Below are 14725 nucleotides of genomic sequence, written 5' to 3'. Positions count from 1 at the left end.
AATTCCTGTTGACTATCAGCTATTTCCTCAAGAGAATAAGTAGTAAGTTCCCATTTATTTTTTTCATTAATTTGATAGTATTCAATACATATCTTTTCTGAGTCAATAAGAACATATTCTTTGAGACTTTCTATCTGACGATAATATTGGAATTTTTGAGCGCGGTCGAAATTTTCTGTACTTGATGATCAAACTTCTACAATTAAACAGGGATAATAGATAATATTTCTAGATTTTGTGTCTCGTGGATCGCAACTTACAACTACATCGGGGTAGAAAAAGGAACCATTGCTGGAAACTGCGACTTTAGTATCTGCGATTTGCACTCTACAACCTTTTCCTTGCAGGTGACTTTTTAAAGCAGACGCTAAGTTGAGAGCAATGTCATTATGAGAAAGAGTTTCTCTAGTCATCCCGTAGACTTTGGCATTGATATATTCATATTTTACGGGTTGCTCTTCTTCCCATGCTAGATATTCTTCTGGAGTCATCTTTTCAGTTACCAAGGAAAATTAATTGTGTTCCCTTAATTTAGCAGGTCGGGACGTTGGATGCAACTTCCCTACCGGAAAATGATGTACAAGGTAAATAGTGAAAACCTTGTAGTGCGGGCATCTTGCCCACTATATGATCTGATTACAGCGGGAAGCGCTGTAATTCTATTTTCACAACCGACAAGACTTACGTTCGCGGGTTTCTTCCACATTTTGCCAACCATAAGAAAAATGACTAATAGAATTAATTTGAGGAGTTGCTCTTCTAATAGCTTGCATTTGGATCTCCAAGGAAGGGCGACCAGTAACAGGTTGTCCCCAAACTCCAGCGATCGCCGGAATAACTGATACCCCATTTGGTGCCATACTTACCACTCTCTCTACTTTTGAAACAATACAACTGGGGTTGCGATCGCCACAAGTTCCATAAGACATGGGATGCCATTCCATTGAAGCTGGAAATTGATCCCAAGGTTGGAGTCGAGAGTCAAACCCATTATCGCGTACCCTTTTGTTACCACCAGGGAAAAATACAGCACCAGCAGAAAGACCTTTTTGTTTCACTGGTTTAGTCGCCATTTTGAGAAAGTCAAGTATTCCTTGAGCTGCATGAGCAACACTCAATTCCCAAACTTGTCGTCCCGAACCTCCTTTCGGTAGTCTACCAGTAGCAGATTCAGTAGTAGCAGGTGAAAAGAAATTTTGCCACTTAGGAGTTTGCTTGTAAGAAACCGCAGAAATATCTCCAGAAGTTACATATCCTTTGTCTAAAAATCTTGTGAGTAATTCCTTTCCTGCTTCATTTTTCGCCCGTTGCAATAGAACTTTCCTAGAAGCTTCACCATAAACCCATAAATCTTTTACTTCATCCGCTACAGAGTCTGGTCCTACTCCACGCAAATAACGAACGTAGTCGAATAAAACACCTTGAGGTTGACGTTTAAGTACCTCATTAATCATAACTGCATAATCTTGACGTGCCTCTGGACTGTAAGGGTCAATGAATGTATGAAAAGCATGACTTGCTCCTAACTGGTCGTGCAAACTCGTATTGTCTGGAATCACATCAAGGGTTGTTTGACCTTTACCATTGCGAGCTAAAGCTTGTTGGCGGTTGGGTAGTTGAGAGTAAGTATAGCCAAAGTTGATGGTAAATACCCAAGCATAAGCTCGCAAACCACGAACGCCTGCTTTTTTGAGACTCTCAGCTAATAGATCGACATTTTCATAACCAGGGACGCGCAGTACAGACGGCCAAACTGTGGGGTTATTTGCTGCGGGAAGAAGCACTTGTCCATCATAAAAAGCTTCTATGTAAACTTGATTGTAGCCTTTATTAACTACATGGTCGAGTATTCTGTCGATTTCTCCTGGTCTAGCATCACAAGGATATAGTCGCAACCATATGCCTTGAGTTTTTGGCCAGTTTCTCAGGCGACAGTTGTTTACTTCTCTACCGTGTTGAATCAAGATATCCTGATATTGTTTTTCTGCTTCTTTGTTTCCAGTTAAGACTGCTTGACGTAAGTTTTCTTTTGTAGCGATCGCTTCTGGTGACAACCGACAATAATTATCTGTTTGTGCTTGAGCTGGTTGCTGATACCAAAATAATGGGTTTGCTACTAGGCAAAATAAAGTGCCTAATATACTATTATATAAGGTTTTTTTTGCTTTAATTTTTTTGTGTGAAGTATAATTTTTGTTCATAACAATAATTAAATTTATTTCCTCATACAAATAAACAGAATAACACCTAATATCATGTCTCTTTGAATAACCACAATAAAAAATTTAGGGAGTAGGGAGCAGTAGGGAACAAGGGGAAATTTGTTTGCGCAGAATTCCGCACCGAAAAAATATTCTCGCCTACAGAGAAGAACATTTTTACCCTTGGCTAATTAATAAGACTTGATATAATTATTGATTAGCTATTCGGTCAATACCTAGTCTTTCAGTATAGTTTAAGAATAAATTGTATAGTGCTACGCAAATAAATAGTGCGCGGACATTCGTTTATTTCCTACTCCCTGCTCCCTACTCCCTTTTCACTCAAATTTGATTGTCAAACGCCAAAGAACCTACTGCTAAGTAGGTAGGTCTAATTAAACGTTAAAAAAATTGTCGGGGCGGGTTTAACCAAAAGCTTTGATGTAAAGCACGTTTGATATCATGTCCGGTAGCATCGGTATTGTATAGCAAGGGTAGGGAACACCGGAGCTGGGAACAGGGAACAGGCAAGAATACTTAAGAGCAAGAAAAAAACTTAAATTTCCTGTAGATATTCACCTTTGGGTTTACACGAACGCGCCCCAGCGGACATGATATGAGTTCTAAAAACCCGCCTTCTAATATTGCGTTTATTTATGCTCACCTAAGATTGACAAAAAAAATTCGGATTATAGTTACCCGAATTTATACAGCTACTAAGAAAAAACTGAGGAATTGATGATTTTTTCACCTTCTTTGTAAGACAAATTAAAATTAGTCGAATACCTACAACCTATTTTGTACTAAATAATAGGAGGTAGGATATAGTTATAACTACAATAATTTGAATTAATACTCTTTCATTGATTTTAGAAATTGAAAATCTTAACTATGATGACTATCATCTCATAGTCTATGGGAAGTTCATCAGTTCAATGAAAAGAACCTCTAAATATCACCTCACATTTTTGTTCAAATTTTGTCTCAGTTTTTGTGTTTTTTTCAGCAATTATTTTTCTGTTATTTCCAGTTCTATAGCATTCTTAAATTATTGGTCAAAAATCCAGAATTGTATAGACAAAAAAATGTCAGTTATTAACCCCTTTTCCTTATTTCTAAATTCCCAAATATTTTCTGCACAACTTAAATATAACTGCCATATTTCTAGAGGTATAAAAAATATTTTCTTTAGTTAAAAGGTAAAGAGATAATTGCTAAAGTAAGAATTAATATAGTGTTTCTCAGACTTAGTTTAAGATACACTTATTTTCCCTATTTTATTTTTCCTTTTCTCTAAAACCAGTAACTTTGTACTTCAACAGTATGGTAATTGCGATAATCATAATTTAATCTGACAATTACGCTCCCCGCTTTAAAGCAAGTTCTACTTGTCTAAATTCTTGACCTAAACGTTTCTTCAATTTTTCAGGCACAGGACGATTTGGATAAGAACTATAATGCCCTGCTAAAGAATTAAGAGCAGTTCGCATAGTAGTAAATGAAGGTAAATTCGATACAGAATTATCACGTCGGTAGCGAGAGGCATAATCATTAATTGTTTGACGTGCTATTGCTTGAGCTTCCGCCTTACTTTCTGTATTCTCTGGTAACTCAATAGCTGTTTTTAAGGTATTTATTAAAGCTAATGTGTCTTCTTGATAATTTCCAGTTAAAGTTGCGGGATTATTAGAACAACCCATCAAACCTATTACACAAACTAAAACTAAGGCTAGTACACGAGAAATAAAACGTTTCATAGAACTTTATTTGCTATGGTAGGTAATTTGTTATTGATTATTTCATAATATAGTCTAGCTCAATTTGAAATTTTAGTATAGTTAAATATCAAAAAAATATTCTATTACTACAATTTTTTATTTTTGTCAAATGTCAATTGTTTGACCACGATCAAATAATCAAAAATCCCAGAAATAACTAATTTGTCCCGATCGCACCGAAAGAATTTGAGTATCTTGTAACCACTGACCATCAAAACACCCTAAATGAGTAGTAGTAATCAAAGTTTGAAAACGGTCAGTAATTGCTTCTAACAACTGATTTTGTCGATGCAAATCTAACTCTGCCAACACATCATCCAATAGCAACAACGGCGGTTCCCTTACTACCTGCTCAATAAGTTGCAACTCCGCCAACTTTAACGCTAACACCAAAGTGCGCTGCTGTCCTTGAGAAGCATATTGTCTTGCTGGAGTATCATTAATAGTAAAAACTACATCATCTCGATGAGGACCTACTACTGTAGTACCTTGATATTGTTCGGCGATCGCCCGTACCTTGATTTTTTCTAAAAAAGCTTGACGCACGCCATCCAAACTATCTTGAATAATCAATTCCTTGCTATCAACCATCACATTCGCTAAATATTCCATCCGCAAAACTTCCATATTTCCAGCGATCGCCCGGTGCCACTCACTTGCTAACGGTGCTAACCTCTGTAAAACACGCTGTCTTCGGCGAATTACCCGCGCTCCAGTAGTTGCCAACTGGGCATCCCACAAAGCTAACTCCTGAGTAGAAATAGGATTTATGGAACCAGTAGTTTCTGCTGCCATTTTCTGTTGGCGAATCTGCTTTAACAAAGCATTCCGTTGGCGCAAAACTTGATTGTACTGTTGCAGAATGTGAGCATAGACAGGTTCGAGCTGTACCAATAGTCGGTCTAACCAGTGACGGCGTACTTCAGGTCCACCCCTGACTAAATCTAAATCTAGACTGGAAAACTGAACCACATTCAGAATGCTTAAAAAGTCTAAATGGCGACGTAAAGTTTCACCATTAATTGCTACAGTGCGTCTACCTTGACTCCGTACAGTTAAAGTCAGCTCAATATTGCCAACTTGTCTTTCTAAGTTAGCTTGTATTTGTCCCGCTGGTTTGCCATCTAAAATTAAATCGCGATCGCGACTAACCCGATGAGATTTGAGAGTGGAAAGTAACTCTACTGACTCCAGTAGATTAGATTTACCTTGGGCATTATCTCCCACTAAAATTGTTTTGGCAGCATCAAAATTAACTTTTTGATCTAGATAGTTCCGAAACTGTCGTAAATGTAAATGTCTAAGGTACATATTCACTAGGAGACAGGAGACAGGAGACAACCCACCCCTAACCCCTCCGGTGGAGGGGAGAAATGGGAATGAGCGAGGAGGTAGAAGTAAGAATTGTCCTTTGATTTTTCAACCATAGTCAGCCAAAAATATAGCAATGTGCGCTGGCATATTTACAAATTGCAGGAGATGTCCAATAGCTAAAAGTCTTATATTATCGGTTTTTTATTCCCCCTGTTGCCTGTTGCCAGATGAGCTGTTGCCTGCGTACAGCGCTATACTAGCTTTTTGCAGCTCTTTGCACCGAAAAGCTGGCACTTTTTTGAACCCCAAAAAGGCTAATACCTTATATTTATCAATACTTTGAGAATTAATCAGCAAACCCTACATATTTACTAGAAGTCACGACGTTTAAATTAACGAGTTTAACCACCAGATTAAATAAAACCGCCCCAAATATCTAACTATAACGTCTTAGTTTCTCAACATAAAACTCCTATTATTAAGTATACTAACGAGCGTCAGGGATTACTTCTGACTTTTGTACCTCACCAATCCAACAGCTCCCCTATCTTGTACCAATTCACTTGAAAAATGTCACAAATAGTTTCAAACTTTAAGTGTTAAATAATTTCCTGAAATTACTGTAGCATCAAAGTTTTGAGCTTCTATAAAATCTTACTTTTAATTTTTGACTTTTAATTTTTGACTTTTGACTTTTGACTTCTTGCTTAAATTCTATGAAAATAATATTCTTTGGCACACCCCAATTTGCTGTTCCCACTCTGGAAAAATTATTAACTCGGCCAGAAATTGAAGTTGTGGCAGTTGTCACTCAACCTGATAAGCGACGGGGACGTGGCAATAAGCTCATCCCATCTCCAGTTAAGTCATTAGCAGTTTCTCACAGTATCCCTGTTTGGCAACCCCGTCGAGTTAAAAAACATACTGAAACTCTCAATTTATTACGACAAGCACAAGTAGATGTATTTGTGGTAGTTGCTTATGGACAGATTTTGTCTGCGGAAATTTTAGATATGCCGAAGTTGGGTTGTGTAAATGTTCATGGTTCGATTTTGCCCAAATATCGCGGTGCTGCTCCTATTCAGTGGTCTATTTATCATGGCGAGAAGGAAACAGGCAATACCACGATGTTGATGGATGTGGGGATGGATACGGGCCCAATGTTGTTGAAGAGTATTATTCCTATCGGTTTATTGGATAATGCTGCATCTGTGGCGGAAGTTTTGGCAAAGGATGGGTCTGATTTATTATGGGAAACTTTGTTGAAGTTGGAGACAGGGGATATTGAACCTATTGCTCAAGATGATTCTTTGGCAACTTATGCTCCGCTGATTCAAAATTCTGATTATCAAATTGACTGGTCCAGGGGTGCTTGGGAAATTCACAACCAAGTAAGGGGATTTTTTCCTAACTGTGTCACCAGTTTTCGGGGTGAGTCTTTGAAGGTAATGGCAACTGTGCCAGTAGGTGCTGAATATTGGTCGGAGTTGCCTCCTGAGTTGCAGAAGTTGGAAAAGGTTTGGTCTTCTGAGTCTGAGGTTTCTGGGAGTTTGGGGGAAGTAGTGAAAGTTATTAAGGGTTTGGGACCAGTGGTGCAAACTGGTGCTGGTTGGTTGTTATTGTGCCAGGTGCAGTTGTCAGGAAAGAAGGCGGTTTCTGGTTGGGATTTTGCTAATGGTACTCGTCTGGCCATGGGGGAGATTATTGGCAGTTAGGATGGGTCATTTCAGTTATCAGTTATAGCACTACACAAATAGGGCGCGGACATTGATAAATCCTCAAACTCAGTCAGGGATTACTTCTGTAGGGGCGTTAATGATATTTTGCTTCGCATAACTATCGTTAATGTCCCTACTGACTTCTAATATCATGTCCGGATAATTAGTGATAAAAAAAACTTTCTCCTTCTTCTTCTTTCTTCCCTCCTGACTCCTGACTCCTGACTCCTGACTCCTTCATCGTTTATTTATAACTGTTCAACCGGACATGATATAACTTCTGACTTGCGCGTAGCGCTATATCAATACCTCCGACTGAAGCAGGAGGCTACGAAAATACGGAGTTCTCTTTTTTTTATCCCCTTAAAAGGGGAGACTTGAGACCTTATTTTTCGGTTATTGGTTGTTAAATTTAAAATTTAAACTTATAAATTTTAACTTTTAGTTTAGTTTCAACTGAAAAAATGGATAGGAATTAATTTAGACTATGTTGACAATTTTACAAGTATTAGACTCTCCAAGAATCAATTTCCTGCTCTTGATTAAAGAGGAGCTAAGTAATTTTCTAGGAGGTTTACTAATTTGGACTATTTTAGCCTTTATTTTATATATAGTGGTCTTCTATGAGGCATGGATAAATTTTTACAGCAAATTGTTAATGCTAATAATAGTTTCTTAGAAACTAAGTTAGATAACTATGGCGAAGAGTTATGGAAATGGATGGAGGATAGATTTCAAATTTATGCTGCTTGGCAACATCCCAAAATTTGGATGAACAATTTGACAATAGGAAGCACTGGAGAAGGGACTATAGATTTGGCTGTAAAGTTTTTTATTGATAATGTGAAATTGAAACAATGTCAGCGTGGTAACCGCATTTGCAGTGAAGTTCATGGAGAAATTGTTAGCTGACTAAGGTAGGCTTATTTTTACAGATGAAGCACCCAATGGCAAACAAATCATCTAGGGATTTGCTCCTTCTTGAGAAAATCTGTTTTGGACTTAAATTTAAATACTTAATACAATCAAGTTGGATGAGAATAGAGTTGTTTTTTTGACCGCTAATTATACTCAATCCGGTTTATACAGAACCTTTATTTATGAAGGTAAGGAAGAAGGTAGAGAGAAGAAGGATTAGAGAAGAATTTGAAAAACGTGCTTTTGATATCTGGATTTGGTATTACTTGGACTAGGATTGATGAATTGAATGAAGTAAAAATTAATATTTTTATAATGAATATTATTAGATAACTCGGCTAATATACTATTGTTTATGTTTAGTGTTTTCTGTAAAAAAAATACCTGCGATAGTTGCTAATCAAGAATTGACAGAAAAAATTTCTAACGAAAGTCTAGAACTTCAAGTTTTTCAACTCAAAACTCAACTTTTGAGTAAGGGAAGAAGTGACTATACCCTCGCCAAAACTGATTTAATGAGCGTCAGAATTAAATGTTACGCTCAAGGGGGAGAAAATGTTCTACACTCTCATCCTGGAGATGATCATACTTTTGTAATTTTAGCCGGAAAAGCTAGGTTTTTTGGCAAAGATGGTGAAGTTGGAGTGTTCAGTAGAAACCAAGGTATATTAGTTCCTAGAGGTGGTTTTTACAAGTTTCAAAGTTGTGGAGATGAGCCTCTAGTCATGTTGAGAATAGGCGCGGAAAAGGAAAAAATTCCAGTTAATCGTATTGGTATTGATGGTAAGTCATTACCAGGAAAATCAAAGGAAAACAAACATGAGGATGGTGTACTGATAGAAGGGTTATATTATGAGTAGCCGCTTTCTTAAGTAGCAATGTTAATGACGTTTTGAATCAATCAATGTTTTTAGTGATTCCTTCTCTAGAAACTACTAAATTTTTATTGGTAGGTTCTGGAGAAGATTATTGATATGAAATAGAAAATTTAAAACCTTAGATTTTTCTATCAGAGAAGTTTGAAAGAGGATTTCCACTATAATATAATTTTTAATTTACGGTCATTTCAGTTATCAGTTATCAGTACCTCAAAAATAACGTACTATACTATCAAGTCAGTTGAATATTTATAAATAAGAGAGTATGGAAAGATTTACTTTATGAAGTGAAGGGATTGTTTTTCCCTCCCGTGAGTGGAATGGAGTTCTATCGGGAATTAAACAGTCATCCAATTATCATTCCTTAAGTTTATTTTGAGCTTCTGTAATATTGTTAAAAACCCTTATTTAATCTCCCTTTAATATTGGTAGAATAGTCAAACTTATAAATCAAAAAATTAGCAAGCATTTCCTGCGGAATGCTGCGCAAACAGCTATTAGCTGTCAGCTCTCAGCTCTCATGAGGGGGTTTGAATAAATATAGACTTTCAAGCCAGCTTTTATAGTAAGTATCAATTATGACTCAATTAGTAAAGCTTTTATCTAAAATTAAAAGCAATAGCTGATAGCTGGCGGCTGAATGCTTACATAAATAAAGCAGAAATAATTAGTAGTAAAATATTATAAATTTTCAAAGAATATGACCTATTTGTGGTTAGCATTAGCAAGTATTGTTGGGTGGTTTGTCAGTACTCTAGCAGGTGGCGGTAGTTCATTTATCTTAATGCCAGTCATTGGTTTATTTTTAGGAGCTTTAGCCATCCCACCAATTATTACAACTGGAGGAATGATTGGTAATGCTGAACGTGCTTTTACTTATCGGCAAAAAATTAACTGGACAGTGATTTTTTGGGAACTACCTGGTGCTATTTTTGGTGCTTGTTTGGGGGCATTTATGTTGACCCAAATTTCTGTAGAATGGCTGAGTTTTTTAGTAGGATTATTTCTAGTTATCTCTGGGATAAATTTAATTATTAAGAATCAAGACCAATCTTTTACTGTTCGTGCTTGGTATTTTTTACCAGCAGGTTTTATTTATTCCTTTTTGTCTGGCATTATTGGTAGTATGGGACCGATACTTGCACCTTTTTACCTGAAATTTGGCTTGGAAAAAGAGGAACTATTAGGCACTCAAGCAATGAACCGGATGGTAATTCATATTATTAAGGTGATCGTCTACGCCATTTTTGGTACTTTAACTTTGCCTTTGTTTGGATATGGAATACTCATAGGAATAGCTGCCTTTCCAGGTAATTGGTTGGGTAATTTAGTATTAGAAAAAATTAGTCCGCAATTGTTCCGTCAGTTAGTAATTATTTTTGTGCTTTTTAGTGGTGTCTTTATTCTCTGGGAACAAAGGAATATATTAATATTGTGGTAGATTTGGCAGTAATGCTAAAAAAATTTAACCAATATTTTTGTAAGCACTCAGCTATTAGCATTTCCTACGGAATGCTGTGCAAAAAGATGCATGAACGTAAAGGACTTACTAAGGTTAGCTTATTACCTTTTTCTTTCCTGCGGAATGCTGCATAAACATAATTTTGAATTCTCCTTCTAAGATAATAAGATAATAAGTTAATAACTGATAACTGATAGCTGAATGCTTATATCAAATCCGTTTAATTCGGTATAAAAACATTCTTGATCTTCACCATTACCAAATCTTCATAAATTTTTTCCCTCCTGACTCCTACTTCAAAAGATTTTATACCGATGCTAACGGATTTGATATTACATATTTTTTTGGGATGATAACAAAATTTCATCCACGTTTTCTAAGGTCATTTTTTGTCGGTCGGCTAAATTTTTAATTGTTTGAGTAATAGCTTGAATTTGGAAGTTGTCTAAATTCAAACCAAGTTGAATAGCACGATGATTAATACTATTTTTACCTGTAAGTTTATGGTTAATTAAAATTGACCGATTCAAATCAAAATCAGTGGGATTTATTGCTTCATAAGTTCTAGAATTATTGAGCATTGCTTTAGTATGAACTCCTGCTTTATGATTAAATGCAGCTTCCCCTACGATACAATGATTGAAAGGAATAGAAAGTTCAATTTTTTCCGCTACTAATTGATTTAATTTATGGAGATAAGATAGAGAATATTTATTGTTTAAAGTTTGTGGATCGAGGGTATAAAGACGAGCAATTAATCCAGCTAAAGGAGTAATGCCATTACGTTCACCAATCCCTAAAACAGTTGTATCAATATGAGTTGCCCCTGCTTCAAAAGCAGTAAAACTATTAGCAATTGCACAACCTGTATCATTATGAGCGTGAAATTCTATATCCTCACAAAAACATTGTCTCATATTTTGAATTAGTTGATAAACCTGGTGAGGAGTTGCTATACCTACTGTATCAGCTACTCCAAAACGATTGACTATTCCTAATTTATTAATTGCTAAATAGACTCGCAGTAAATCTGAAAGAGAGCTACGAAATGAATCTTCAGTAGAAAAACGCAATTCTGCTTGAGGATTTTTTTGATGAATAAAAGTGATAACTTCTGTAGCTATATCGATAATTTCTTCTATACTTTTACGGTGACCAAATTGACGTAAAATTTGTGAAGTGCTGATGAACAGATTAATGCCATCTACACCTGTATCTAGGGCTATTTTTGCATCTTCTAGATGGCAACGAATGTGAGTGACAACTTTAGCTTGTAAACCTAATTTAACTAATTTTTGACAATCTTGATAGGATTGAGGAGAAGCTCTCGGAGAAGTAACTTCTATGTATTCTACTCCGAATTGATCTAATCCTCTAGCTATTTCAATTTTATCACTCGTAGAAAAGTTAGATTTAAAAAATTGTTCTCCTTCTCGCAGAGTAGAATCAACTATCGCTAATTTACTTAATAGCATTTTTTTAGTTTAGGCATAATTCTATAATTTTCAGCTAAACATATTACAGGAATTATGATTAGTATGGTTAATTACAATTAATATCACAAAAAAATGGTATATATTAAAGATATTTAATAATATTTAAGAACATTTAAGTTATTGTTAAAATCTATAGCAAAGCAGTCTTATTTGAGTTGTGAGATATTGTAGATTTTAGGGAATAGGGAACAGGGAACAGGGAACAGGTATGGGAGAAACACCGAAGCAATAAAATGATCACAAATGATTTAGGATTGCTATAGTAACCCTCAATCTTAAATTCTAATTAATATTTTTATAGTTATTTGAGTAAATTATATCAATTTGGAAAAAGAATGTTACGAATAATCAGGGCAATTAAAATACTTTATCGGAGATGTCTCTTGGACTAAAAAGATAAATTACAACCTAAAAACTTGTATTAAAGCCATTGATTCTGACTCGGTCCGACTGACTTCCCCTCCTGGGAGGGGGAGGGGTGAGGGGTGGGTTGACTCCTAAGAAATATCCTAGCTATTTGTAGGAAAAATTTATCAATTTGGTATTATAGCGTTTCTCAAGTTACTGAGGTACAGTTATTTTTCTTCTTTTCTACTTCCTACTCCCTAAAAAAATGAATATAGTCGAGAAAACAGCTTCTTAAAAATATTCTATGACTACTTTTAAACAGAATATAAAGTTAATAAAATCTGGAAAGTTTTAGGTAAAAATATCTTTGAATTTAGGGAACGGGAAATAAGAGTCTTTTCAGTTATCAGTTATCACTACCTCTAGCTGAAGCAAAAAGCTTAACATCAGGAATATTCTCTTTTGACTCAGTCCTCCTACTAAAAAAAACTGTGTTTATGATAGGGGAGCATTCCCCCATCAACAAAATAGTAGGAGACTTAAACCCTCGAATTTTTAAGTAATAAGTAAGCAAGAATTTTTTGAGTTAGTTGTTGAGGTGAAAACTTAGTAGTATCTAAAAGCAAAGTTCGCTCAGGAGCAATTGCCTGTAAAGCTGTTTTTGTTGCTTCCGAATCATAATTTCTGCTCTCCTCAACCAGAATGTTTAATCGTTCGCAAACATCTACAGAGTTATATACTCCTCTTTCCAGTAGAGTTAAAATTTCCTGCTCTTCATCAAAGGTAAATAAATTGGATGCTTCGGGTATACCAAAGTCAGAAAAACTCATAATTTTTTGGGGATTAACTACTTCATTATCTGGATATTTTGTGATTCTATCGAAAGCATCGCTTCTAGTTAAAAGACGTTTTAAGCGAACTGATAATGGGGCATCCAAAATTATAAATTTAGCTTTTTTCAAAGTATTAGCAGCATAAGTAACTTCATTTTTTCCTCGTAAACCATCAAAAATTAATGGATGATTGATTAAAGATGGATTAACTTGTAACTGGGTTAAAATATGACCCATACCACCGGGAAAACTTTTTTGATACTGACGAGTATATTTAAAACGGTCTATACGACAAATTGTTTGAACGTTTTGCTCATTTGTGGCTGTAATATGAGGAATAATTAATTCTGTTGTTAGGGTGCGTCGATTTGGAAGTAAAGTGAAATCTAATCCAGATTCAGTTAATGTATTAATGACTGTACTTTTCCCTACACCAGTTAAACCTACAATAATTACTAGAGCTTCATTCTTGATAGATACCCAATCTTGAGGTAGAGGTGTACCAATACCAATTCCCGACTGTAACTGTTTAAAAGTTTGATTAGTTTTAGTTATAGTTTGAATCATTTTAAGTTAAGTTTATGAAAATTTGAAATTATTTTATTTAGATAGGTATTATATACGATAAATTTTAAAAAAAAATAAAAAAGATGAAAAAGCATATTTTAAAAGCTCGATGTAACACTGTTCATTTAGGAGGTTTTTCCCATAAACTAGAACCAGCATTAATCATTAATTCTGGCGATCGCATAGATATAGAAACTTACACGGGTTATTATCTTTACGACAGAGCACCTAGAGAATTTATCACTCCAGAATTTCTAGAAATTTGTCACCATTTACCAGCAGAAAGAAAAGTTGGTGTTGGTCCTCATTTATTAACTGGACCAATATATATTAATGATGCTAAACCAGGAGATGTATTAGAAATTATTCTGGAAAATATTTACCCTAGTTTACCGATGGGTTTTAATTCAATTCGTCCGGGATGGGGTGCATTACCCGAACAATTTACAGAAGCAAAACTAAACTTTATTCCATTAGATTTAGAAAAAAAGATAGCTGAATTTCCTCTTAATAGTGGGATAAAAATTCCACTTCAACCATTTTTTGGAATTCTCGGAGTTGCTACAGAAAATACTCAACGTTCATCTATTCCTCCTGGTATTTATGGGGGAAATATTGACTGTCGAGAATTACAAGTTGGTTCGCGAATTTTTTTACCTGTTTTTGTGCCTGGTGGTTTATTTTCTATTGGTGATGGTCATTCTGCACAGGGCGATGGAGAAATAAATGTAACGGCAATTGAAACTTCAATGAATGGTACTATTCAGATTAAGGTTAGGCAAGATTTACAACTAATTTTTCCCATGGCAGAAACATCGACTGATATTATTTCGTTTGGTTTTGGCAATACTTTAGATGCTGCTTTTGAATTAGCTTTAAAGCAAATGATTAGTTGGTTAGAAAATTTTGTTGGGTTGAGTGCTGAAGATGCTTATAGTTTGTGTTCTATTGCTGTGAATTTTCATATTACTCAAGTTGTGAATAATCCTCATAAAGGAGTTCATGGAATGTTACCAAAATCAATATTACCCGCAATAAACTCTATCATATAGAAGAAATTATCTTAAAAAGCTGAATGCGAGCGCATTCCGCACCGAGGAGCTGACTGCTAATAGCTGAAATTACATTCTGCGTAGGTGTTTAGATACCATAAAAAAGAGGCAAGATTTTTCCTTCTTTTTTCTTCCTTCTACTATAAAATAATAATCTAGT

Annotated in this window: 10 protein-coding genes and 1 pseudogene; 5 read left to right on the top strand and 6 right to left on the bottom strand. The window is 35.4% G+C overall.

The window, feature by feature from the left end; genetic code table 11:
• Positions 1–8 precede the first annotated feature (8 nt).
• The 4 genes and pseudogenes from F6K06_RS25190 to recF form a co-directional block, all read right to left on the bottom strand.
• Positions 9–491: pseudogene (locus F6K06_RS25190) on the bottom strand (Uma2 family endonuclease); the annotation flags it as partial.
• Between the two features lie 174 nt (positions 492–665).
• Positions 666–2201: a hypothetical protein gene (locus F6K06_RS25185; protein ID WP_287243452.1), complete on the bottom strand. Its 1536-nt coding sequence runs from the start codon at positions 2199–2201 to the stop codon at positions 666–668.
• Positions 2202–3559: 1358 nt separating this feature from the next.
• A complete protein-coding gene (psb27, locus tag F6K06_RS25180; protein ID WP_287243450.1) occupies positions 3560–3958 on the bottom strand; it encodes a photosystem II protein Psb27 in 399 nt (132 codons plus the stop codon).
• 159 nt (positions 3959–4117) lie between these two features.
• Positions 4118–5290 carry a DNA replication/repair protein RecF gene (gene recF / locus F6K06_RS25175; protein ID WP_124145958.1) on the bottom strand — a complete coding sequence of 391 codons (1173 nt, stop codon included), beginning with the start codon at positions 5288–5290 and terminating at the stop codon, positions 4118–4120.
• A 719-nt stretch (positions 5291–6009) separates the two neighbouring features.
• Here recF and fmt point away from each other — a divergent pair.
• The 4 genes from fmt (at position 6010) to F6K06_RS25155 (ending at position 10248) form a co-directional block, all read left to right on the top strand.
• On the top strand, positions 6010–7008 hold the full coding sequence (gene fmt, locus F6K06_RS25170; protein ID WP_124145957.1) for a methionyl-tRNA formyltransferase: 999 nt from the start codon (positions 6010–6012) through the stop codon (positions 7006–7008).
• A 633-nt stretch (positions 7009–7641) separates the two neighbouring features.
• A complete protein-coding gene (locus F6K06_RS25165; protein ID WP_124145956.1) occupies positions 7642–7923 on the top strand; it encodes a hypothetical protein in 282 nt (93 codons plus the stop codon).
• A 368-nt stretch (positions 7924–8291) separates the two neighbouring features.
• On the top strand, positions 8292–8789 hold the full coding sequence (locus F6K06_RS25160; RefSeq protein WP_240039065.1) for a cupin domain-containing protein: 498 nt from the start codon (positions 8292–8294) through the stop codon (positions 8787–8789).
• Positions 8790–9507: 718 nt separating this feature from the next.
• Complete coding sequence (locus tag F6K06_RS25155) at positions 9508–10248, top strand: sulfite exporter TauE/SafE family protein (RefSeq protein ID WP_124145955.1); 741 nt, start codon at positions 9508–9510, stop codon at positions 10246–10248.
• A gap of 353 nt (positions 10249–10601) precedes the next feature.
• Here F6K06_RS25155 and lysS read toward each other — a convergent pair whose 3' ends face one another.
• On the bottom strand, positions 10602–11744 hold the full coding sequence (gene lysS / locus F6K06_RS25150) for a homocitrate synthase (RefSeq protein WP_287243447.1): 1143 nt from the start codon (positions 11742–11744) through the stop codon (positions 10602–10604).
• A gap of 908 nt (positions 11745–12652) precedes the next feature.
• Positions 12653–13513 (bottom strand): AAA family ATPase, encoded by an 861-nt coding sequence (locus F6K06_RS25145; protein ID WP_287243445.1) that lies wholly within the window; start codon positions 13511–13513, stop codon positions 12653–12655.
• Positions 13514–13596: 83 nt separating this feature from the next.
• Between F6K06_RS25145 and F6K06_RS25140 the strand changes: the two genes are divergently transcribed.
• Positions 13597–14565, top strand: coding sequence for an acetamidase/formamidase family protein (locus tag F6K06_RS25140; protein WP_287243444.1), 969 nt, complete (start codon positions 13597–13599; stop codon positions 14563–14565).
• The last annotated feature ends 160 nt before the right edge of the window (positions 14566–14725 follow it).

This window comes from Okeania sp. SIO1H4, assembly GCF_010672695.1.
GTDB classification, from domain to species: domain Bacteria; phylum Cyanobacteriota; class Cyanobacteriia; order Cyanobacteriales; family Microcoleaceae; genus Okeania; species Okeania hirsuta.
The sequence above is the reverse complement of the archived record's forward strand: the minus strand, read 5'-3'. Positions and strand labels throughout refer to the sequence as shown.